The sequence below is a fragment of the Bacteroides sp. K03 genome (genome assembly GCF_019734355.1).
Lineage (GTDB): Bacteria > Bacteroidota > Bacteroidia > Bacteroidales > Bacteroidaceae > Bacteroides > Bacteroides nordii.
The window spans coordinates 82,361-107,187 of record NZ_JAASHC010000014.1 but is presented as its reverse complement, the minus strand read 5'-3'; the positions used below and the strand labels follow the sequence as shown (position 1 = coordinate 107,187).

Annotated in this window: 13 protein-coding genes; all 13 read right to left on the bottom strand. The window is 43.0% G+C overall.

Translation table 11 applies throughout. The features are described from left to right. Positions 1-75: 75 nt before the first annotated feature. Positions 76-2,094, bottom strand: coding sequence for a hypothetical protein (locus tag HCG69_RS11770; RefSeq protein ID WP_221650215.1), 2,019 nt, complete (start codon positions 2,092-2,094; stop codon positions 76-78). Positions 2,095-2,421: 327 nt separating this feature from the next. Continuing rightward, positions 2,422-4,596, bottom strand: coding sequence for an alpha-galactosidase (locus HCG69_RS11765; protein WP_221650199.1), 2,175 nt, complete (start codon positions 4,594-4,596; stop codon positions 2,422-2,424). 151 nt (positions 4,597-4,747) lie between these two features. Continuing rightward, on the bottom strand, positions 4,748-6,898 hold the full coding sequence (locus HCG69_RS11760; protein WP_221650198.1) for a TIM-barrel domain-containing protein: 2,151 nt from the start codon (positions 6,896-6,898) through the stop codon (positions 4,748-4,750). Positions 6,899-7,006: 108 nt separating this feature from the next. Next, entirely contained in the window at positions 7,007-8,935 is a 1,929-nt protein-coding gene (locus HCG69_RS11755; RefSeq protein WP_221650197.1) for a glycoside hydrolase family 97 protein, read from the bottom strand. A 12-nt stretch (positions 8,936-8,947) separates the two neighbouring features. Next, positions 8,948-10,321 carry a glycoside hydrolase family 28 protein gene (locus HCG69_RS11750; RefSeq protein ID WP_221650196.1) on the bottom strand — a complete coding sequence of 458 codons (1,374 nt, stop codon included), beginning with the start codon at positions 10,319-10,321 and terminating at the stop codon, positions 8,948-8,950. Positions 10,322-10,339: 18 nt separating this feature from the next. Continuing rightward, positions 10,340-12,550: a DUF362 domain-containing protein gene (locus HCG69_RS11745; RefSeq protein WP_221650195.1), complete on the bottom strand. Its 2,211-nt coding sequence runs from the start codon at positions 12,548-12,550 to the stop codon at positions 10,340-10,342. A gap of 120 nt (positions 12,551-12,670) precedes the next feature. Then, complete coding sequence (locus tag HCG69_RS11740) at positions 12,671-14,245, bottom strand: DUF362 domain-containing protein (protein WP_255585861.1); 1,575 nt, start codon at positions 14,243-14,245, stop codon at positions 12,671-12,673. Positions 14,246-14,549: 304 nt separating this feature from the next. Then, positions 14,550-17,384, bottom strand: a complete 2,835-nt coding sequence (locus HCG69_RS11735) for a glycosyl hydrolase family 28-related protein (RefSeq protein WP_221650194.1) — start codon at positions 17,382-17,384, stop codon at positions 14,550-14,552. A 131-nt stretch (positions 17,385-17,515) separates the two neighbouring features. Further along, positions 17,516-18,304 (bottom strand): LytTR family DNA-binding domain-containing protein, encoded by a 789-nt coding sequence (locus tag HCG69_RS11730; protein ID WP_002559950.1) that lies wholly within the window; start codon positions 18,302-18,304, stop codon positions 17,516-17,518. Beyond that, entirely contained in the window at positions 18,297-19,343 is a 1,047-nt protein-coding gene (locus HCG69_RS11725; protein WP_221650193.1) for a sensor histidine kinase, read from the bottom strand. Before HCG69_RS11725 ends, HCG69_RS11730 begins: the two co-directional genes overlap by 8 nt. A gap of 39 nt (positions 19,344-19,382) precedes the next feature. Further along, the gene (locus tag HCG69_RS11720) at positions 19,383-20,696 is read right to left on the bottom strand and encodes a TolC family protein (protein WP_221650192.1); all 1,314 of its coding nucleotides are present in this window, start codon (positions 20,694-20,696) and stop codon (positions 19,383-19,385) included. Next, complete coding sequence (locus tag HCG69_RS11715; protein WP_221650191.1) at positions 20,693-23,731, bottom strand: efflux RND transporter permease subunit; 3,039 nt, start codon at positions 23,729-23,731, stop codon at positions 20,693-20,695. Before HCG69_RS11715 ends, HCG69_RS11720 begins: the two co-directional genes overlap by 4 nt. A gap of 10 nt (positions 23,732-23,741) precedes the next feature. Further along, positions 23,742-24,803, bottom strand: a complete 1,062-nt coding sequence (locus HCG69_RS11710) for an efflux RND transporter periplasmic adaptor subunit (RefSeq protein ID WP_221650190.1) — start codon at positions 24,801-24,803, stop codon at positions 23,742-23,744. Positions 24,804-24,827: the final 24 nt, after the last annotated feature.

Below are 24,827 nucleotides of genomic sequence, written 5' to 3'. Positions count from 1 at the left end.
GTACCGGAAAACAAAAATATCCCGGTAAAGAAAGTACATCTTACCGGGATAAAGGAAAAGTGAATGATCAAAGTTTTATAGTTTCACCGTCATAGTTTGTCCTTCACTAATGGTTTTCTTTATAGTTTTCTTTCCATTGATAATTGTAACCGCCAATTTACTACCAGCACGTTTCACCTGTATATCAAAATCAGCACCAAAGGCACGCACATGATTCAAATTGGCATACTCCCACTCTTGCGGAAGACGCGGAGTCATTTCAAAACTACGCAGACCTGTGGGGCGAATTCCAAAAAGCCCTTCTGTATAGATGCGGCAATAAAGACCACTCTCAGCTGAGAGATGACGCTGGTTACCTTCGGGCCACGCCTCAATAGCATACGGCACATGATTACCCAACAAACGGCGATGAGAATACTTCTTGAGAAATGCCATACCACGACCTACTTCTCCTGCAGCAATTGTACCACGAAGTGCATAGAGAGTAGAACGATCCCAGAAAGTTTCCGTACCAGCCTGAGTTAACAGTCCGTCGTCTGTCCAGAGGCGAGGTGAGAAAAGAGCATCAATAGTACCTGCCGCACGAGTATAAATACCCACAGTAAGCGGCATACAGATCCAGGAACGAAGAATATCATTTCCTTCATAGTATCGATAACTGGGAAAACCTTCTATGTCATAGCCAAAGTGTGATTCAATGGCCTGTTCCAAATCATCAGCCTGACGGGTATAGGTTTTGATTTGTGCAGAAGAAATGCCCAGTTCACGTCCCAAAAGAGCAGCAGAACGTAACGCGTCATAATAGAGTGAGGAAGTACAAAGATTGGCATCTCCCGCAGGAAAACGATTTTCAAGTTCATCAGAGTTAGAAGCTACTACACCGGCCGGTGTCAACTTACGATGACAGTATTCCAGACACCATTCGATCAGAGGCCATAACTCCCGGGCTTCTTCTTTATTACCACGGGCAAGAGCATACCGGGCAGCACCGTAAGCAATCATAGCACCATCTCCCCGGTCTTTGGCTCCATGCCAGGTTCCTACTCCTTCGGAGATAATAGAACTGGGAATAGGACGGTATTCGTCATTCATAAAACGGGCAAAATGCCGGAAAGAGTTCAAAGCAGACTCATTACCTATTTCATATCCCAGATAAGGAAAGAAAGGATTGATATACTCAGCCTGGTCATTGGCCCAGATGGCTGCATAGTATGCTTCACCACCGGGACCATGCATCAGACCTCCTTTTGTACGATAGATACTTTCGGCTCCACGCAGCTTGGCAAAAGCGAACATACGATTTAATACAGGATCGGGAGTATCAAGGACAAGATTGTTCCACCATTGATTGATCAGTGCCTGACGTCCGGCACGTTCTGATTCAATATTAATGCGGGCCAATGCTGCATCACCTGCTTTACGACCGGAGAAGATGGCATAGAACTCGAGTTTACCACCTGGTTCCACCTTAAAAGTTCCGTTTTTCGAAAGAGAGGCCTCAATGGTATAAGCACCATAAACTCCGGCTTCCTCGGGAGTATTGTACGTCACTTTCCACTCAGGAACACGCATTGTGACAGGGTGTTCTCCAGCATTGGTAAAAGAATATTCCTCACAATAATAGTCATTATTGGGTGAAGGATACAGGGTCCGGGTCAGTTGAATAGCATTCTCTACTTCTTTCCGGCTACGGATGTAACCAAAAGAACTATGAACGGTCATGATACCATTGAAGGTAATATCGCTGACGCGTTCATTTAACAAAGTCTGATCGTCAATAGTGACCATGGCTGGGATATTGACTTCAAAACGCTGCTTGAGATTGTTTTGTGTTTTATTGGGTTGCATACGAAGCATTGGGAACACAAGGCTGCGATTGAGGTGAAAAGCCCGGTCGGCATCTACTCCGTAACGAAGAACAACGGAAAGACGCTGTCCACTCATTTCAAGATGATCATAATGGGGAATGTCTTCTTTGATTTGCCAACGAATAGAGCCTTCGGGAGTGATATCCCAACGGTCTTTATTCTGTGCCGAAAGGGTTAATCCGGCAAGGACAAAGAAAAGAGATAGAGAAATTAGTTTTTTGTTCATCATAATTATTATTTAATGGGTTATAAATATCATTCAACAGGCAATCTGCCAGTCTCCACTTTGCCTGTTTACAGTCTACGCCTTGCCTGCATGCAATATAGGCGTAGGTTCATGCAGGTAAGGGGTTAACTACAAACAGACTTTACAAGATGTAAACGGAACATCAATTGTGCAAATTACGCAAATAAATTTGTAAGAATTGCGTTCCGTCGAAGATAAATAATGTAACAATCAAACTGCTTTGTGCCGACGTACCTTCCCCCGCCCTTTTGAGCCTTCCTCTTTCCGGGGAAGATGTAACAACACAGCGCAGCCCACTGTCAATTGTCAATTGTCCACTGTCAACAGAATCACTGCACTCTCAAACTGATTGCTGAGCGGATTTGCGATACCAGCTGTCATCAACTCTGCTCCAGTGAAAATCTTACCATTGCCTGCAAAACGGGAAGTCTGTCCTTTCGGAAGGCTCACTTCTGTAATACGATAACGTTTATTGGCATCCAGCCCATTTAATAGAATGGCAGGAACGTTACCATCTTCCGTCTGATAAATATAAACAACCGCACATTCTTTATTTTCAGAAACATAACTCAATGATGCTACCGGCTGTTCATACGGAGAAGCCAAACGGTACAGATCACCCTGCATCACCAACGGACGGATACTTTCTTTATAAAGTTTCACAGCAGCAGCTAGTTGTTCACGCTCTTCGGGAGTAGCTTTATCCAGTGCCAGATCGATACCGAAAGAGCCACTTAATGCCACGTCAATCGCCATCTTCAGATGACGTTTACCCATACGCGTCACATGTGCCGAGATAGTACTTGCCGGAAAAAAGTGAGAAAAGCCCCACTGAATCTTGATACGTCCCAACGGATCAGTATTATCACTCGGCCAGAAACTATGAAAGTATTGCATTGAACCATAATCCACACGCCCCGAACCTCCGGCACAAAGCATTGCCATCACATCCGGAAAACCTTTTGCAAAGCGATCCATCAACCGGTAAAGTGCCCAGTTGTAATCTATCAACAGATGACTTTGCTTGTCCGGCTGCAAATAGGTAGAACCCGGCTGCGTCACATAGCGGTTACAATCCCACTTCACATACGAAATATCCGGATTGGGACGTAGTGTTTTGTCTATCACCTCCCATTCATACTGTTGCACTTCAGGACGTGTCAGGTCGAGTATCTCCTGATGACGCCCCAGAATCGGTTCACGCTTCTGCTGGGTAATAATCCATTCAGGATGTTTATTATAGAGTTCACTTTGCGGGTTTACCATCTCCGGCTCCAACCAGATACCAAAACCAACTTTACGTTTCAAAGCTTCTTTGGCTATATAAGAGAGTCCGCGTGGAAGTTTTTTTGTAGATACTTCCCAATCACCCAGGCCATGTTTGTCGTCATCACGAGAATAGGATCCGTTACCAAACCAGCCATCATCCAATAAAAAGAGTTCGGCACCAATTTGGCGTGCACCATCAAAAAGTCCTTTCAGACGTTCTTCATCAAATGTACAGTGAGTTGCTTCCCAGTTATTGAGTAATACAGGACGTTTTTTTTCCGCATCACGGATACCGTAAGCACGTGCCCAACGATGAAATTTACGACTAATATCACCTTTCCCCTGTTTACTGTAAGCATAAAGAATAGCAGGTGTAATGAAGGTATCACCACGTTCCAGATGATACTGCGAACCGACCGGATTGATACCTGTCAACACGCGAAGATTATTATTCCAGTCAACCTCAAAGGCAAGCTGAAAACTACCCGCCCATTTCAGAGAACCGGCAAGCACTTCGCCCTTATTCTCATCTGCTTCACCATTAAGAGAAAGAAGGAAAGAAGGAATACGCATCTGATTGGCACGTATGCCAAGCTTGGAATCAAGAACTTTAATACCCGTAGTAAGCTCTTCCTCGGCAAGAGTCGCTTCACGTTTATAATTACCTATGAATTGAGTAAGCCGGTAATTCTTTGCTTTCAGTACAGGAGATGCAGAAGCATAGCGATAAAGTATCACCTTGCCTTTTTCGTTGTGTGTGATTGTGTTCCATATCTCCATCATACTGGTAGATTCATAACACTTGATGTAAATATCTACAGAGAAAGGATAAGCAGGATCTTTCAGAGAAATAACGGTTTGCGTAATGCCGTCACCCAATTGCTCCGTCTTATGATTCGTATAGAGCAATTCCGTAGAGGTATTACCGTCTACATGAGTAGCCTGCAAAGCTGGTTCAGTTAGTACACCATTACCGTAAGGCGGAAGAAACTCCCACTCACGCGAAGGCATTTTAACGGGAACTGTTACCTCTTTAGTTACATCACCAAAAGCAAGCTGATAAAGGCGACCGTCAGTACCAACCATAAAAGATAGTTTCAGGTCACCAGAAGTAACATTAAATAATTGTTTCGCTACAGGATTGTCATCTGCTGCCCAAACTAACAGAGGGCATACAGATAAAAAGAAAAAGAGATAGATGTATTTCTTCATTTTAGTTGAAAATTAAAAGTTTATTCAGTTGAAAATTGAAAGTTGAAAATGAGCTGCGCTGTACCGATACACCTCCTCCGCCCTTCGGCCCCCCTCTCAGAGGGGGATGTGCTGCACTATCATCTACATAGCAACTGTCAATTGTCAACTATCAATTGTCAATTGTCATAAATCGCCAAGTCACCTTTCCTACTGAGTCCGGTTTTCCTTTTTCAGCTTTCGAAATAGTACCCTTCAGTTTACCGTTCTTTTCACGTACCACATTAATATCTCTCCATGCGTATACTCCCTTCTCATAATCAAATGTTTCACCATCATCATCATACAGACGATAAGAGCCATTTGCTTTCCCATAGTGACGAATTTCCAGGTTCACTTTTACTCCCGGTTTCGGTGCATGAAGCATCGGCTCCATCATCGGAATGATAGCTCCGTCTTTCACATATACAGGAATACGATCCAGTCCCGGAGTTGCTGTTATTGTCTCTCCATTACCAACATATGCACCGGTATAAAAATCATACCAATCACCCTGTGGCAGTACGACTTTACGCTCCGTCTGCCCCTTAAACATAGGTGCTACCAGTAAATATTCACCTGCCATATATTGGTCTTTTATTTCTTTAGTCACGGCTTCCAGATAGGGATTATCTTCCAAACTCTTCTCCTTCAGTTCTGTTGTTACCGCCGCATCCGGATTGAATCCGGCTTCCAGACTCATACCACGGAAAGGAGGAATACCATCAAAATGATAACGCGCAAATTCCGTATACCAGTAAGGCATCATCTGCATACGAAGCAACGCATACTCTTTCACTTGTTCGGCAACCTCCGGAAATGTCCAGGGTTTCGTACCACTACTCCACGCATTAATCATTGCCATCGGAGAAAAAACAACTGACTGGAAACGGCGTAACCAATCTTCCGCAGACTTGGAGCTACGTACCTCCGGAGTCCACAATACCCCACAATATCCGGAGTTGATCAATGCTGTAATAAAGTCCGGGTGACTATAATAATCATTATAAATAACATAAGGCATAGAAGATGCTCCGGCATTTGATGCACGCACCAAACCGAATGTACGTTGATTGCGTGCCTTGTAAAGCTCAGCTGTTGTGCGCTGTACCCAAAGCCCATAAGTCTGCCTCATCTGTTCGGCAGATACTCCCGAAGGAAAAGTAGCCACATCCGGCCAGAGATAGTAATCATATCCGTCTACTTCGTCTACCTTATAACCACTTACACCTATACCTACATGCTCTTTATTCAGTTTATTTTTCCATAAAGAGCGTGCTTTCTCACCAGCCAAATCGGGAACAATACCGCACCACACCGTATGTGAACCACTTACAGGATACATATCCTTATATAGCTTTGAATCAGGAGACACATACGGGTTTGTCCACAGATTGATACGCACGCCTTTGTCGAGCATGTCCTTTACAAAACCCGAAGGATCGGGATAACGCGTAGCATCCCATTCAAAGGTGCAAGGGTATGCTTTGCTTTGCCATCCCGGCTCCAGACCAATAAAGTCCAATGGATATCCCTGACGTTCAAATTCATCAGCCTCTTGTTTTACTTGTTCGGCAGTGTATAGCTTTTGCGTACGTTGTGTAAAACCGAGTCCCCAACGTGGAGGTAACGTACCGCCACCACAGAAAAGGTTGTAACGACGTACTACATCCATTGGAGTAGGACCGGCAAAAAGATATATCTCTGTCCCCGGTGCAGGTACAAGAATAGAAACCGCATCCGAATAAGGGCGTGACGACCAGGATTTATCCGTATTACGATCTTTCGCTACCGGAGCATTGGGACTGTCTTTCAGTGCACCACTTCCGGCATATACGGTAATATAACGTGCCGAATTAATAAATACACCATAGCCCTGGCTGGAAACATAAAAAGGAACCGGAGCATGCGTACGTCCATTGTCCTTACCACCGTAATGGTCTACATGCAGATTCAGGATTTTACCACGTTGATGTACAGTTTGGAAGTTAAGTCCAAAACCATACAGTTGCTCTTTTCTCTGTAAGGGAATACGCAAAGCTGTCTGACCATCTTGAATATCACCTTTTATTTCAGAAGCAAAAGCAGGTAACGTCACCTCCGGTAAACGGCTGAAACCTTCCATTTTAGGAGTAGTACCTGCCACTTGCAACAATGAATAACTCTCGGGAGTTCCTACAACTCCTTTCCAGACACCGGGAGCCACCTGTTCCCAGCTTATTTGTGCAGCAAGCTGCGCGACTGTCCATATGGACAGGACAAAGGTTACAATGTATCTTTTCATTTTTATAATTATTTAATTCAATTGACAGTGAACAATTGACAGTTGACAGTTACTGTGCAGCGTGACAGCGCAGCCAACTGTCAACTGTCAATTATCAACTGTCAACTATTATCTAATCGTTCCCGCAAACCCACCGTTTGCCAATAACTTCACTTTTACTTTTCCATCTACTACAGAGATTACTTCGTTTCCGAAAGAATCTTTATCTTTCCCATCAGTAATCCACGTAGAAGACAACTCCTTACAAGCCTCCGGTAAAGAGAATTCTAACTCGCGATCTTCATTTTTTCCGTTGATACCACCCACATACCAGACTTTTCCTTTACGACGTGCTACCACTGCAAAATCTGACGGATAACCTGCCAACAATTGGCTTTCGTCCCAAACAGCAGGCACATCTTTCAAGAAGAGTTTGGGCATACGCGGCAATTCTTCATATGCCTCTATTCTATCTGCATAACACTGAAAACCGGATTCAAAGACCACGGCAAGTGCCAGTTGATGTGCTACCGTTGTCTGGCGGATAGCCGGTATCCCCTGCCGTACCTTATCGGAAAAAGTAACGGGTGTATAATCCATTGAACCCACTACATTCCGCGTGAAAGGTACAGTAGCATTGTGTTCTGCTGCCCGGTCACAACGCTCCTGACGTCCTAATGTCTCTGCTCCGCGTATGGCTTCTGTAGTCATCAGATTAGGATAGGTCCGTTCAAATCCACGGGGCAAAGTTGCTCCATGTAAATCAACAAGCAAATAGAATTCAGCAGCATCTTTTAATATAGCCGGATAAAGCTGAATGATACGTTGTTTATCCGTATCGAAGAAATCTACCTTTATACCTCTTACTCCCAACCTGCTGATACGTTCCATTTCTGCCCGACGCAATACAGGATCGGACATCAGACGATGTGTTGGAATGCTATCTGTCTCCCTTCCTGCACCGGAATGATACCATAGCCAAACGCCTACTCCTTTTTCTCCGGCATACTTCACCACATCTTCCATCGTACCTCCATTACCCATTCGCTGCCATCCGGCATCAATCAATACATACTCCCAGCCCATCGCATGATTAAAGTCCACATACTTTATCTGCGTCTTATAATCACGGGTTGTTCCACCGGCATACCACCAACTCCAGGAAGCACGTCCCGGAAGTACCCAGGAATCATCACCTATCACTGACGGCGGATTCAAATGAGCAACCATCTGTGTACGGAAAACCGTATTCAGTTCCTTACCCACGATAATAGCACGCCAAGGCGTATACCAAGGGAATGTAGAAACAGGCTCTACCGCATCCGAAACAACAGGTTCTTCTATCTCAGGAAAACGTATCTTATATGCTTTGTTTTTCCCCGAGTTATCAATATGTGTAGCTGGATAAGAACCGTCCAAATAAGCCTCAGTAATCATCATCCAGCAGTCATTGGTATTAAAAAGCATCGGAAAAGCCCAGCCACGACCGTGGGAAGCTTCGGTGTTGATAGCAATTCCGTTCTTTGAATACTGCTCGTAACTTGGTTTGTGACGTTCATTCCAGTCATACGGATGAATCCATGCTTTGCCGTTGGCAGGTACTGAAAATTCTGTTAACTCATCTGTTATCGTATGTTGTTTCCCATCATCCTCTTGTGTAAAGGCGTAACGGAAGGCAATACCATCATCGTATGCCCGTACAATCAACTGAAAATTGTCAAAAGGAATCGTCATCTCCCGACAAGCATTAACAGTCCGGAGTTGTTTGCCTGCCTTCAGCTCATAAGGTTCATTAATTGTTTTCACTACTGCTTTTCCAACGGGGCGCGCATCTTTCCCATATTCTATCCCATCCATCACAAGCCCGAGACGGGAAGGATTGATTACTAATGAGTCACCACAATAAACGGAATATTGAAGTATAGTTGTCCCTTCACCTTCCGGTACCTGTGTTGCAACAAAGCGTACTGCACCATCGGGTGAAGCCAACGTCCACTCTTTCTCAGCCCGGCATCCCAGACAACAAAAGAGAATTAACGAATAAAAGATTGCTTTCATAATATTTTGTCTTTATTTGTATATTTCCATATCACCATCCTCACAAATAATCTCAGGACGTGCATCGGGATTCTTTAGTTCAAAGGTTACGTTCTTTAGTTTCAATCCGCGTACGTGACGTGCCCAAACACCATAAGCCGGAATCTTCGGGCCAAAGGTTTTTACTTCCGGATACTGGTCTATTGCCTCCGGCACTTTAGAGAGAGCATCTTCGGAAGTTCCCGTACCGAGCAGACGAATCTGTATATTTTCAAGTGTCAGATTAGTGATGTAATGTCCTGGAATACCAGTAATAAGAATACCGGAGGGAGGAGTGAGCTGTGCTTTATCAGCAGCTACAACTTTTACATTCCGGATCGTGACATTTTCAAATACCCCCACCGGTTGTTGTGTATCCTGTCCTTTACGAAATACACTCAAACGGGCACCGAGACGGAAAAGCATCGGAGTGCGTACTTCTTCCATCGTGATATCTGAGATTTCGACATTACGCAGGTGAGCTCCGTCTACCGAGAAAAGCTTGATCCCTCCATTCTTTGTATCATAAATGTGACAGTTACTGATACGAATATTCTCGAAACCAGCCATGGATTCCGTACCCATCTTAATACCAGCCTGATTACTTTTGAGCTTCATATTCTCTACAACGATATCATCACATCCCATTTTACTGGAAGTTGTCTTGAAGCAAAGTGCATCATCACCACTGATTATATCACAATTGCTGATACGCACATGCTGACAACCGTCGATATTAATTCCGTCATTGTGTGCAACCCCGAAACTACGAATCGTTACATTGTCTATCTTCACATTGTGACACTGAAAGTAGTGGGAAGTCCAAGCACCGGCATACTTCAAGGTAACATCACGTACAGTTACCCCTTCGCAACGTACCAGGCGAAGCAAAAAGGGACGAAGTCCCCAACGCTCACCCTCGGGGCGTGTATCCACTTTGATGTGTCTTTCTTTTAGTGCAGAGCCCTGACCGTCGATACTGCCTTCTCCTTCAAGAGTGACATTCTTTGCGTCAACAGCCACCAACAATGCCCAACCGACATCAATGCCCAAGCCTTCCGTAAAAGGATCGAGATTATCATAGGCTTTATAATCCGTAGTACCCAAAATCAAAGCATCCTTTTCCAAATGCAAGGTCACATTATCTTTCAGTACAATCGTAGCCGAAAGATAGGTACCAGCCGGAACGAGTACCGTGCCACCTCCAGCCTTATGGCAGGCATCGATTGCCTTTTGAATAGCAGGAGAATCCAGCTTCTTCCCATTACCACGGGCACCGTATTTCTTCACATTAAAAGTTTCTGCAGATGCACCTGTAATCAGGAACAGCATCGTGAATAGAAAAATACAGAGTCTTTTTGTCGTCATAAGTTGTGAGTTTTTAGTTTATAAGTTTTTTAGTTTCTTCTCTCTCGCTACCGTTACCGAATAAATGCGATTGCTACGTTTTCCCAAATGTTCCAACTTCATAGAATTCTTTCCGGCAGTCAATGTCACCGGAAAAGCAAACTCTCCTTTTTTACTACCCGACGTAGCCAAATAACCAATATTCTCACTTACCAACTGATCGTTAAGGTATAGGTAAGAAGGTACCGGACTACCACCCGAATAAGAAAACAACAAATAATATTCTCCTGTTACAGGTACGTCAATCTGCCATGTCAGCGCTCCTTTAGAACTCCCTTTTTCACCCCGAAACTCTGCAAAGCCTCCGGCTTCAACAACGGCAGAACCTTCGGTTTGTGCTTCTTTTACATCATAACAACGTGTATCTGTAAAACTCCTGACAACCAGTTTCTGTGCAGCTTGCACCATTCCACCTTTCTTCACAACCAGTTCATACATTAATGATGTCTCCGGTTTCACTACACAAGAACCGTTGGCAGCCACAGTCTCTCCGTTCAATAAGACCTCTTCTCCATTTGATGTTTTCCAATACAAAGTGACGGGTTGATCTTCTATTTGGGAAATACAGTCGGAATAAAAATATTCAATAGCGGGACGCCCTGCATCCAGAGGAACACGATAAAGTTCAATCCCTTTGCCTGTCTTCAGATTACGCGAGTACATACGGTCATCCGGGTTGTTCCAGTGTTCATGTACACCCAGGCTCTTCTGTGCCCGTCCTTCATATCTGATTCCTGAAGGAGGATTTCCTATATTCGCCGCTTCATGCATAAAGTTGTCTGCATTGGCAGCAACAGGCATCTCCGAACGTATAAAATCCAGTACCACCGACTCTATAGCTACCTGATCATTGGAAGCCAAAAAACTTGATGTCCATCCGTCATTAAAGGGAGCGCGTTTGAAACGAACAGCACGCCCGTTATGAATAGGATTCACATACATAGCATCTACAATGTATACAAGCGTGTTTCCTCCCAAACGTTCATGTGCCATCAAATCAACAATGCTATTATATGTTCCCATCCCCCGAAACTTAGACCAGTCGCGGATGGACAGATGCAAAGGAGAAACATTGCCAATGGAGCCGAATTGATTTTTACCGGTAGCCGTTATTCCGGTCTGCCCTGCACTGTCCTTCCAATTGTCAGTAGGACGGGAATGCCGCTTCATCAATGCCATATTAATCATATAATCCGCCTCATAGGCAACACGTGCCAAACTCATTGCACCCGGATCGGTTATTTCACTTGAATAGTGAATGATATCGGGTACAAAACCTCCCCAATTCTGATAAACCACATCGGGATAAACCGGTTGCAGGTAAGTATAGATGGCAGAGATACCACGGCGCTGTGCATCATATACCGTAATGCAGTGCTGAGGTACGTTCATTATATCGACCAACTGATGCAGAAGTGCATAAACAGATTGTGGAGTAGCATCTATTATATTGCTTCCGCCATTATCATTCAAATTTACTTTTATAGCTATTTTTTCTCCTTCTTTATATCCTGTAGCCCCTTTACCTTTTTTCTTATTAAAGGTACGGAACAGTTCATCCCAGGCACGGTCTATTGTTTTTTGGTGGGTCAGCGAAATGATGACTCCCTCCATCATGTCACATACACGGGTCTGACTGTTATTATCCGCATCAGAATAAAGTCCGTGTTCACCATCCCAGACCGCTGCCTGCGGATCGTGTGCCCAAGCTACACGTCCCGGATGAATCCCCCGCGCCACTCCCATCGGTGTATTGGGTTTATCTGTCGGAGTAAAAGTACCCATATCCGAACCATTATCTATCTGCTTACCAATCGCCTGTCCGAACAAAGAATTATCTACCGACATTATATATAATGTACCCGAAAGTAAAACACCGGCAAAAAGTACAGCAAGCCCCTTATAGAAATGTCGTGAATTCCGGAGTTGAAGAAATTTCTTCCAGGCCCCCCACCCTAATAATGTACTACTGAAAAAAGCCAGAAAAGAAAAAGCCAGTGGCGCTGCCACTTGCTGACAGGGATAAGCAATGCGTGAAGGTTTAGGTACTACTCGAATGAGAAACCAGATTAGTGCCGTTAACCCCATTAATGGGAAGCAGATTTTAAGAACCACATTCTTTTTATTAATACCCACGATTCGTCCACTTCGGGGACAGGTTTTGAAAAACCAATTCTTTATCTTTTTCATATTATCAGATACATTAAGTTCTCACTTTATTACGTCACAAAAGTAGTTATATAAAAAAGAGACGATTTTAAGTATTCATTCAAATACTATAGAAATCGTCTCATACATCAATAAAAACACTTATTTCTTCTTATATACCAGTTCTATTCCGCCCACTTGTCCTAAATTGCGACTGTACTGTTTATCCACAGGATTATTCCAATGTTCCAATACACCAAGACTATGTACACCTGTTCCGTCCTGTTCGGGATCATAGAAAGTGCCGGATAGCGGATTATCTGCCAATGCTGCCTCCACAAGATACATATCACAGTAATTCACATCTGCCATCCGTGGAAATTCCGCACAAAGAAAATCAATACCTACAGCATCAATTGCTACAGGATCTTGTGAAGCAAACAAAGAACAGGGCCAATTGCCACCAAAGGGTTCCATCTTCCATTTCCCGGAAGGAGCACCATTCACCTTTTCTGATCCATAAAGCCCGTCAATAAGATAAAGCATGGTCTTCTGCCCCAAATCTTTGTGAGCGATATAATCAGTAAACGTCATATATCGCGGACGTCCGCCACGATCCTGATTAAAGTTATTATGCTGATTCTTACGGAAATTACGATCAATATCAGTAACGCCATACCAGTTTTTTGCACAAAGCGTAACACCTTGTCCTCCATGTCCTTTCAATAAAGCCATATTGATAAGATAATCGGCCTCAACAGCACAACGAGCCAGACCGCGAGCCAGTTTTCCATTATCAACCGAGTAAGGTATAGCATCGGAGATATAGGTTGATTTCACCCGTCCGTTACCCCCTTCATTATCCAGATAAGCTACATCAGGAAACTCTGCATGACATTTTTTAAATAAAGTATGAGTGATAAAGCGACTCGCATCAAACACCGTTATCTGTTGTTGAGGAATCCCCCCTTCGTATATCAGGCTACGCAATAAGGAAAGTACAAGATGCGGAGAAGCATTCAGTTCTTCGGAGTCATCATGCGAAAACGTATTGTTCTGATTGATCTTAATGGCAATCTTTTCTCCTTTCCGATATCCTTTACTACCTTTGCCATGTTCACGATTAAAGTAGGAAAACAGAGCATTCCATGCTTTCTCCTCACTTTTCTCACCTGTCAAAGAAAGAAGAGACTGTACCACTAACCAATTTGCATCCGACTGGTTAGTGTAATGGTCTTCATACCAAAAACCAGTACCTTTCTCCCATGTTGCAGCCCCGGGAGCATGTGACCAGACAACACGACCGGGATAAATTCCTTTTGCCGTACCCACCGGGTTATTCTTTCCCCATGCCATCTTCGGTTCACTAACAGGAAGAACGATTTGCGCCAGCATCTCTCCACTGTTCTCTATCATCATCATACTTCCGAAGAATATCAATAAAAAGAAAAACAACGTTGTATAAAGATAATGACGTGCATGCAATGCCTGCTTCATCTTCCGGTAACTGAACCATGCACCTGTAAAAGACAACAGATAGACAACAAAAGCAGACATCACAGGAGCAGCTGCCTGCATACAAGGATAGGTAGCCCGCGAAGGCTTAGGAACCACACGAACCAGAAACCAAACTGTAGAAGAGATACCCAACCCCCAAAAGAGGAAAATGTGATACCACCTGGCTCTGCTACAACTCTCAGCTTTCTGCCTGAAATAGAGATATATCTTCTTTATCATTTCTTTAACTATTAATTATAATAAGTACTGTATCCTAATTAAATGATCGCATCATTGAAACGCAGATTATCACAAATTCACGCAAAGAATATCGTCTCTCAAGTACAGCAAGCTATCTCATTTACGATAATCTGCGATCATTTGCGTTTTAATAAAACGCTATCATAGTATGAATTAAATTTGAAGTATTACTTAAGTAATAATACTTAGTGCTTCGTTACATATATTGTTATGCTCCATTACATATATCGTTATACCTCGTTACATATATTGTTAGGAAGGGTCCGCTCTGATGAGAAGAAAATCACTGTCTTATGTCTTCACAATTTATCAATTTCACTTCATCTTTATCCGATATTCCTTTATCCACCTGTAAGTTTTCTATCTCACCTCCTATCACATCATCCATCACTACAGCATAGCGTCCATCCGGTTGTTCGGAAGTAATATGACAATTTTTCAATAAGAAACCTTTGACGTGGCGTGCCCAAAACCCAAACGCCGGCTGTATCTTCAGGTCCCCTACATTATAGCGACCTACTCCTATCTCCGGTGGATATGCTTTTGCATCTTCCGAAGGGTGTCCTCCCTTTACTTTTAAACTTACATCGTGAAATTGCACATTATTGATATATCCTGTATGGTTCCCATCCGGCAGACGGAATGTCAACCCACCTTCCACTACGTCCGAATCAGGCAGTTTAAACCCTGCAATGATAGGAGTCGCTTTACTTTGTGAGCCGTCATAAGTTTTCCAACGGTCACCACGAAATGAACTACCACCATAGACCTCTTCAATATCCACCCCACAGATAACAATATTCTCTACCTGACCAATGTTAGAATTGGTTACAAGCAACTCCTTACGCACCACCCCATTTTCAGTGAAAGTAAACGGAGCAACATCAGCTCCCAGTACGCGCCCACGATTGGAAATAGAGATAAAGAAGGGTGCTCTTGTACGACGCATTACCGAACGGGAATGTATAGAACCTGTTTTACCGCTATTCAGATAAACATTCTTCACATGGCCACCATCATTGGTAGAAATAGAAAAACCCGCCTTATTAGCACCCAACACATATATATTATCTACATACAGATCCTGAATATCATCTGCCGTTTCTGATCCTATCTGAAAGAGATTACAGTTAGTATCTCCTACAATATTCCTCACCATGTAATGGCGTGCCGGACGGGTAAAGCCCAATGAACAATCCGAACCGGGTTTTACAATATCATCCGAACTTACTTTAGAGTAGATATTCGTTACTGTCACATCATTGCATGCCATAAAATCATAAATATCGCGAGCATTCTTTGTGCTATGTTTTGCAAAGTAAGTATCATGTACATGAATACCATCTGTACCTGTAGCCAACAACACAAAATGCCCTCCCTGATCAATGTGCAGCATTGTACTGTCACTATATAGCCTGTTATCTCCCTCTATATAATAAGGTCTATCTTTTTCCGGATCATACCACATATCCTTCTTTATATCCCATCCGCCAATCTCTACATTCGTACATAACTTTAAAGAAAACATTTTATCACTACGTTTCTCCGGAGAATTATTCATCACCTTATCTGAAGTTACAACATTACCATTACCGGTAATACGCCCCGTACCTACAATTTTTACATTGTCAATTCGTTCTCCAAAGAACATACAATTGCGAAAGAAAGTATGTCCTACATCTTGTTTCGTAAGATAATTTTCCGGGTCGGCATAAGGACGCGGGTCTGTGGGCGAGAGCCCTGAACGATAAGCACGATCACTAAACCAGGTTGTCTCGGGAGCATCGGCACCGGGTAATGCTTGTATCGTAGCATCACTATCCAGATGCAGCCACACATTACTTTGCAAATGGATAGTACGTACATTATAGGTTCCTTTAGTAAACCGAAGTATGCCACCTCCCAGACGGTTCATATTGATAATTGCCTCATTGATAGCTTCCGTATCATCGGTTACTCCATCTCCTTTTACACGATAATCTCTGATATCTTTTCGTCCGGTATAAAACCATACAATGTTGGATTCTCCTTTATTCTGTCCTCCTGTTACACGAAGTTTGAAAGCATACAGGCGATTCGGTTCCAATCCATTCGCAGCTGTTTCACGACTATCAGGAGTTACTTCCGCCCGGGCTGTTGTCCATGTATTCCCACCATCTGCCGATTGAAGCAGTTCTACAGAAGAAGCATTGTGAGGCGGAGTCCAAGAAAAAGAGGCATACGTATATTCCTGTCCGGGACGATACGCAAAATCACGTAACGGAGTACGTACAAGATCAGCAACAGTGGTTATGCCTTCCAGGTCTGCTACAGCAACAGGACTCTGTAACGCTTCCGGCTTCGAAGTTGTATAGATAGCTTCAAAGCGATTTATTCCTTTATGCACCGGAGCTACTCCACGAAAGCAGATCCGCAGATCCGGACCGTTTGAAGGCCGAAAATCAAGGCCACTAAACACAATCACCGTTCCCCGGTCACCTTCATCCCGCAGGATCACATTCCCCACTTTATTATATGAATAGTGAGTTCCGGTACGCCCTATCGATTGTTTAGGCAGATCACGCAATAACACTTCACCACGTCCTATCACGTTCACGGTTGTATTATCAAGTGTCACAACGATACCTGCCGGGACACGTATCTCTACCTTCACCATCGGACTGCGCTGTCCGGCCCGGAAATCAAGAACAATGTTACCCGGCGCATTTACTGTAGCCTGTTCCCGGTGCAATAACAACTGTGCCGGAAGAGCAGCATTTCTTATTCCAATCATCCACCGCCGGGTGACTTTTCCCTGTGGAGAAACTAATTCCATACAATCACCTTCCTGGGGCATTCTATCTACCTTGATATTACCATGCATATCCGTCACCCGGCAAACAGCTTTTTCCGATTCGGAAAAAAGTTCTACTAACTCAGTAACAGAAGGTAAAGTAGAGACCAATCCCTCCCCCTCGGGAGTATCTACTGTATATCGGTACGTCGTTCCGGAAGATAATAATAAAGAATCTGCTTTCAAGACCCAGGGAGTAAGCCCGGAAGCTGCCTGTGCACTCATTCCCAGACAACATAAAGCAAACCAAAGCACAGGTGTTTTTCGTGTAATAGAATTCATCATTCAATCCTCTAAAATAGTTTTAATTCTCAATTAACTTATCACAGCGGCAAAGCTAACGGAAAAAAGAAAAAAGCCTTTGCAGTGTTGTCGCAAAGGCTTTCAATTTTATATCATAAATGTAGAAACAAGAGTCAATAATTGAGCCAAACCTTAAATGAAGCTATCTTCTCCTTACTTACCAATATTTTGTCTTTGAATGGGGGAACGACCTCTACCACTACTTTGTTTTGAAAATAAGGCTCTATTTTACGGATAGCATTTATTTCTACAAGCGTCTGCCGGTTAGTACGAAAAAAGTTATCCGGATCCAATTGTTCTCCCAATTTATCCAATGAGAAATCTACAATATATTCTCTCCCTTGCCGGGTAACGGCGAATGTCACCCGGTTCTCCGAATAGAAATAGGCCACATCACTCACCGGAAGTGTTATCAGTCTTTCGCCCACTGAAATAAGAAAACGGGTACGATAGCGTTTCACCGGACTTGAAAGAGTACGTAACACTTCCAGCATTTCATTCTGATGACTAAATTCATTCTCAGGATACCGACTGTGTAAAGTATCAAATTTATCCAAAGTATCGGCTAAACGTTCCCGGTGAATCGGCTTTAATAAATAATCGATGCTATTGACAGTGAAAGCACGAACGGCATAAGTATCAAAAGCCGTTGTAAACACAATCATACTTTGAGGAGAAGCCCTCTCAATAAAGAGAAAAGAGTTACCATCCATCAACTGAATGTCCAAAAAAAGAATATCGGGATGTGGATTCTCACCAAACCACTCCACAGCCTCTTCAATATTGCCAGGCAACAAGAGTATCTCCCATTCCGGACGAAGTTCTGCCAGCATTCTGTTCAGTAAACGGGCAGCAGGTATTTCATCTTCAATTATAGCTGCCCGGACAATAGGGTTATTCATGCAACAATGGTATTTTAACAAAAAATAAATCGGATGTATGTTCAATAGTTATCTCTCTTCCACATATAAGACGATAACGAGAAGATAAATTTCTCAATCCTATGCCCGAGGACTGTACAGACTTTTTAGGACGAAGGCTATTGCTCACCACCAACCGGTCTTCTGCCTCTGAATAAGTAATAGAAATAACCATAGGATTACGAATAGAAATCATATTATGCTTTATTACATTCTCGGCAAGTAGTTGAAGTGTCAGTGGAGGCAATTTACTTTCCAACAATGATTCATCCAACCGACAATCTACACAGATACAATCGCCCAAACGGACACGATGCAGAAAAATATACGAATTAAGAAACTCCAACTCATCACTCAACGTTGTGAGGCGCTGCTGCTGGCATTGAAGAATATAACGATACACATCGGACAGGTGTTGTGTAAACTGTACGGCATTTTGAGGATTATACTCTATTTCAGAAATCAATGTGTTGAGGCTATTAAATAGAAAATGTGGATTGAGCTGGCTTTGCAAAGCCTGATACTGTGCTTCGATAGAACTTTCTTCCAAACTTCTGTTCCGCTTATAAAGTACAATGGTATGTCGATAGAAATTATTAGTTGCCGTCAATCCGATAATCACCATCTCTACCAACCAAACAAGTAAAAGTAACCGTATACCGGACCAGCGAATATAAAACAGGCGATCGACATCCGCCATCCACTTCAGACCTACGAACAACAGATAGTTCAAAAGAAATAATAATATCCCCAATCCGACATAATACAGTAATACTCTTCTACGCTTTTCAACAAAGAAAAGAAATCCGCGCTTTAACCATGAGTCTACCAGAATAATACAGAAGCCCATTGCATTGAAAGCCAGCATTACGCCAATGATAAAGCCCAATGAAGTAAAATCCAGATCGTCACGTTTAGGTAAATCCGAATAAAGTGCCAGCAGCAAATACGAGAAACATCCTAACCCGGAGAAAAGCAGGACATTCAATAACCGGACATATCGGGGATGAAAAGTTCTCATAAAACACAGGAATAATTATATAAGTACAAAGATAAACATTTATATTGATAACAGTCCCAATGCCCGTACAAATGCCGAATAACTGATCTGAGCGGTCAGACGCGACTGTACAAAATTCATTTGTGCCGTCAGATGAAACATTTGTGCATCCAATACACCATCAACGGACATCTTGCCTTCACGATAACGTTCCAGAGCCATATCTTCGTTCTCCCGAGCTTTCATCAGAGAGTTCTCTGTTAGTGTCACTCGCTCCACAGCCTGCACATAATTGTAGTAAGCCGATTGCACTTCAAGGCTCACCACATCTTTGACCTTACTGAAATTTTCTCTTGCGATAGCTACCCGATACTCTCCCGCTCGTTTCTCATTACGACGTTTTCCCCATTCAAATAAAGGAATACTGACTTTAGCATATACAGCGTAATTAGGATCAAGATCTGCTTTAAAATTATATCCCGGAGAACTATAACTACCATCTACCCCCACATAGAACTGTGGCAGGAACTGCGACTGATTGAGCTTCTGTGCCGATTCCTGTATTGAAATCTTATCTTGTGCCATACGCAATTCCGGCCGATTATTACCTGCCTGATTCATATAAGCAGGCAGACTACCAACCTCATGGATCGGAGATACCAATGTGTCAATCGGTATCATTAAATTATAATCAACTCCTATAAAAGAGTTAAGTGACATACGTGCCACCTCGTAGTTATTCTCTGCCTGCATCAACTGATAACGGGCATCATTCAATTTGACTTCTGCCATCAGCAGATCATTACGGTCTATCAGTTGTACTTCTACCCGCTCACGTACCACCTTGGTTAATTCTTCTACCGATCCGGTAAACCGGCGGGTAACCTTTACCATCTCATTACGTGCCACCGTACTCCAATAGCGTAAATCTGCTTCGTAACAGATATCAGACTTTATCATCTCCGATTGATTAAGAGCCAGACGACTTTCTGCCTCTGCTTTTTTCACTCCTTCGCGGATACGTCCTCCGGTGTACAACGGCTGAGTCAGTGAAACGGAAGCTCCATATTTCATGTGTCGCCCTTCAAATTGGAGTGGATTATCCAGAGAAGGTAAATCTAATGAAAGTTCTATCGGATTACCCGTATAATTGAAATTTGCTCCGGCAGAAAGCTTTGGCTTATATTCTGTTTTGGCAGATTTCTCCAACTCTTTACTTAAAGCAATATTCTTTTCGGCAGCTTTCATGTCCTGATTATATTGCAAAGCACGGTTACGATATTGACTCAGTAACTCGCTATGCTGCCCATAAACGGGAACAACAAAAAACATTGCCGATATTATTAACTGAAACACTTTCTTTTCTATATTCATAATTCCTTTTTTACATTATAAAATACAGCATACAACGCTGGAGTAATAAACAAAGTAAGTAATGTAGCAAATGTCAGTCCGAACACAATAGCTGCAGCCATACCTGCAAATACTACATCAAAAAGAAGTGGTACCATACCCAGTATGGTCGTTACCGCTGCCATCAATACCGGGCGTACACGTGACACGGTAGACTCAATAATAGCTGTATATGGTTTTACTCCGGTACGAAGCTGAATATTTACCTCATCCAGCAATACAATCACATTTTTAATAATCATACCCAACAATCCCAACCATCCTGCTATGCTGAAAAAGCCAAATTCCGTCCCTGTCACCAGCTGACCAAATACGACTCCTATTACTGAAAGTGGCAAAATCAGGAAAGTGATCAATGGCTGACGATAGTTGCGGAACAGGGCTACCAAAATAAGAATCAATAACAATAATGCCAGTGGAAAGAACTTCGTTAATGCAGCCATTCCTTCTTTCTGCGTTTTGTATTGTGCATCCCAAAAGAAAGTGTACCCTTCCGGAAGCTGTATCTTCTCTATCTCGTCTTTTATTTCAGCATGCACTTCCGCCATGGTATGTCCCGGTTGCACGTCACACATGGCCGCCATAGATAGTTGCCGGTTGTAGGTACGTATCAAAGGATATTCCCAGCCGATACGGATGTCTTTGGTTACCTGTGCCAATGGAGCCGAGTGGATTCCGTTCCATACAGCAAGATCTCCCAATTGATCAAGGTTCATTTCACGGGACATGTCCGACTTCAGCAAAACCGGTACTTTTTTCTCATTGTCACGATAAATACCAACCGACACTCCATCCCCAATCGCTTTTGTCGCTTCCATCATATTATCTTTACCGATATTCAACTGCCCCGCTTGTACCGATTCATAATCCGTCTGCACTATCATGGCCATATTTCCCCATTCATTACGGGCATTCGCAACTTTCGGATTGCGACGCATCACACCAAGCGCCAACTCTGTCAATGAATCCAGTATTGCTTCGTCCGGACCACAGAAACGGGCTTCTATCAATGCCTGTGGCACTGTACTCAACTCAAAACGGTTTACTCTCATAAAGACATCCGGGAATTGTCTGCCTACCGTATCACGAAGTACTGCCTGTAACTCACGTGCTTCTTCCGGCGAACGTGCTTCAACAATACACTGTGCATAATTGGGCTGAGGACCAAAAGACGTATTAGCCAAATAAAAACGCGGAGGAGTTTGACCGATAAATGTAGATACCTGCCGGGTTGTTTCAAAGCTTTCCAAGAAGTCGGATATATCTTTAGTAGCAGCTTCCATCTGCTCTATTTTCGTCCCTTCGGGCATCCACATATCAATCGTGAAATATTGCTTATTAAGTTGTGGTGTAAATCGTTTCGGAATAAAATGAAATCCCCATCCCGAAAAGAATAACAAACCGACCATTACTCCCAACAGAAGATACTTCCGCCGAATGGTATATTCCAACATCTTCCGGAACCAATTGTATACTTTCCCCTGATAAAGTTCGCTTTTCAATTCTTCGGGACGAGGACGTCTCACAAACAGTTCGATAAAAAGAGCGTTTTGCGTAATGGCAAATACCCAACTAAACAACAATGATACTGCTATTACAATGAAAAGAGACGAAAGCAGTTCTCCCGTAATATCAGGAGAAAGATAAACCGGCATAAATGTCAGAATGGCAATCACCGTAGCAGCAAGCAAAGGTATGGCTGTATCGGATATTGCTTTCATGATAGCATTACGTTTCCGCATTCCCCGTTCCATATTCATCAATGCCGAATCAAATACTACAATGGCATTGTCTACAAGCATCCCCATAGCAATGATAATAGCTGCCAAAGACATACGTTGCAGAGCGATACCGTTGGCATGCATATAAATAAGAGTTGCCAAAATAGAAAACACCAGTCCGCTCCCTATCAGTACACCATTCTTGAAACCAATAAAGAAAAGCAACACTGCCACCACCGTAATAACAGAAATAATCAGATTCAGAATAAAACCATCATTAGCAACCGCTGATTCATATCCCTGATCATAGATTGGGGTCAGTTTATATCCGTTAGGCATCTCTGTGCTGATACGTTCCACTGTCTCCTTTACAAGAGCAGCCATATCGACTACATTTCCATCCGCCACGGTAGAAATAGCAATACCCAGGGCAGGCGTATTATTAATCTTCATCAGATTACGCGCCGGACGCATATACTCCTCACTGAGGTTTGCCACCTCCTTCAGCCGAAAGTATTCTCCGGTTCCGGAGATAATTGTCATATTTTCAATCTCTTCCAGATTAGTGAAACTACCACGTGCTTCAATACGAAGGCGATTATTCCCATTCTCAACAGCTCCTGCATCCACAACCTTGTTTTGTTTATCGAATGCACGGACTATATCCGCTGTCGTTATGCCCGTCTGAGCCATTAATGAAGGTTGTACCAACACCTCGATTACAGGATTTTGAATACCAAAAACTTCTACTTTAGCTACATTTTTAATTTTAAGCAGTTCATTTTTTATGCTTTTGGCCTGATCTTCCAATTCTCGATACGAATACTTTTCACCATATAAGCCATAGAATACTCCAAGGACATCCCCAAAGTCATCGTTCACTACCGAGGTGGCAGCACCCGCAGGAAGCTTGGATTGTGCATCATTCACTTTACGACGAAGTTTATCCCACAACTGTTGCATTTCATCTGCACGAATTTCTTTCTTGACATATACAGTAATTTTTGATAATCCGGCACGGTTATCCGTTTTCAGATAGTATAATTCGCCCAACGACTGAATAGCCTCTTCAAGCACATCAGTGACCTGTATCTGTACCTCATGAGGTGATGCACCCGGATAAGCAGTAGTCACAAGTGCCTGCTTAATGGTAAAAGGCGCATCCTCCAGTTTACCCATTTTAAAATACGAATAGAGTCCTCCCGCTAATACCAGAAACAAAATCAGCATTGCAAAAGCACGATTCTTCAAAAAGAATGCAACAATTTTTTTCATACCTCTTTGTTTATTTGATAACGTTTACTTCCCGGCCTTCCGAAAGAAATCCAAGCCCGCTTAGTACAACTACATCACCCGCAGAAAGCCCTGATACAACCTCTATTTTGTTATCGTTCTTTAAATCCCCTATATTCACAGGAACAGTCTGTACCCGGTTATCTTCTGTCAGTTTCCATACAAAAGTTCCTGTCGTAGGGCGATGACACACTGCCAATTGAGGAATAAAAACGGATTCCTTTTCTACTGTTGAATCACCAGGAAGTGTGATTGTTAGCGTACCACTCATACCACCCAATAATTCATTATTCCGATTATCGAGAACAGCTGTTAACAGAAAAGAAAGATTATTGGAGGTAGTACTTTTAGACACTTCTACATCCGTAGTAGTATAAACTTTATCTTTCAATGCATCAAAGCGGAACTTTAACCCGCTACCCGAGGAGACAGCAAGTTGTTTTTGCAGAATAACAGCCATATTTTCAGGGATATAAGCCTCTATTTTCAGACGTGAAAGATCTATGAAACTAACCACAGGTTGCGAAGCACGTACCTCCTGATATCGCTCTATATTCACCGTCTGGATATATCCGTCAAAAGGGGCATACAGACGGGTGTCCTCCCATTCATTAGCTGCCGTTTGGTATACGGCACGGGCTATGACACAATCTGCTTTTGCTTTCTCATAAGTACTGGCTGAGATATTTTCCTTCTCATACAATGCAGCGATTCGCTTATATTCTGCTTCTGCCTGTTGATACACAGCTTCCGCTTTCTCTTTACGTACTTTAAAATCGCGGTCGTCAATAGAAGCTATCACCTCTCCTTTACGGAAAAGCTGACCAGACCTGACATCAAAATTCAATACAGGACCACCTACACGAAAAGAAAGCTCGGTAGACTTAAACGGTTGAGACAGGAAAGTAAATTCTCTGTCCGGTTCACTAACTGCCCGTTCGGCACAAAATACTCTCACTGGCATAGCTTCCTCTTTTTTACTTTTCTGCTCTGTGCTACACGAAGCCAGAAAGGTGACAGTGAGGAAGAGATACATTAACTCCTTCATATTCATTGATTACACATTTTGGGAGTAAAC

Excerpts from the sequence above, each read along its gene's own strand:
- HCG69_RS11770 (WP_221650215.1), bottom strand. The coding sequence starts at position 2,094 with ATGAACAAAAAACTAATTTCTCTATCTCTTTTCTTTGTCCTTGCCGGA.
- HCG69_RS11765 (WP_221650199.1), bottom strand. The coding sequence starts at position 4,596 with ATGAAGAAATACATCTATCTCTTTTTCTTTTTATCTGTATGCCCTCTG.
- HCG69_RS11760 (WP_221650198.1), bottom strand. The coding sequence starts at position 6,898 with ATGAAAAGATACATTGTAACCTTTGTCCTGTCCATATGGACAGTCGCG.
- HCG69_RS11755 (WP_221650197.1), bottom strand. The coding sequence starts at position 8,935 with ATGAAAGCAATCTTTTATTCGTTAATTCTCTTTTGTTGTCTGGGATGC.
- HCG69_RS11750 (WP_221650196.1), bottom strand. The coding sequence starts at position 10,321 with ATGACGACAAAAAGACTCTGTATTTTTCTATTCACGATGCTGTTCCTG.
- HCG69_RS11745 (WP_221650195.1), bottom strand. The coding sequence starts at position 12,550 with ATGAAAAAGATAAAGAATTGGTTTTTCAAAACCTGTCCCCGAAGTGGA.
- HCG69_RS11740 (WP_255585861.1), bottom strand. The coding sequence starts at position 14,245 with ATGATAAAGAAGATATATCTCTATTTCAGGCAGAAAGCTGAGAGTTGT.
- HCG69_RS11735 (WP_221650194.1), bottom strand. The coding sequence starts at position 17,384 with ATGATGAATTCTATTACACGAAAAACACCTGTGCTTTGGTTTGCTTTA.
- HCG69_RS11730 (WP_002559950.1), bottom strand. The coding sequence starts at position 18,304 with ATGAATAACCCTATTGTCCGGGCAGCTATAATTGAAGATGAAATACCT.
- HCG69_RS11725 (WP_221650193.1), bottom strand. The coding sequence starts at position 19,343 with ATGAGAACTTTTCATCCCCGATATGTCCGGTTATTGAATGTCCTGCTT.
- HCG69_RS11720 (WP_221650192.1), bottom strand. The coding sequence starts at position 20,696 with ATGAATATAGAAAAGAAAGTGTTTCAGTTAATAATATCGGCAATGTTT.
- HCG69_RS11715 (WP_221650191.1), bottom strand. The coding sequence starts at position 23,731 with ATGAAAAAAATTGTTGCATTCTTTTTGAAGAATCGTGCTTTTGCAATG.
- HCG69_RS11710 (WP_221650190.1), bottom strand. The coding sequence starts at position 24,803 with ATGAATATGAAGGAGTTAATGTATCTCTTCCTCACTGTCACCTTTCTG.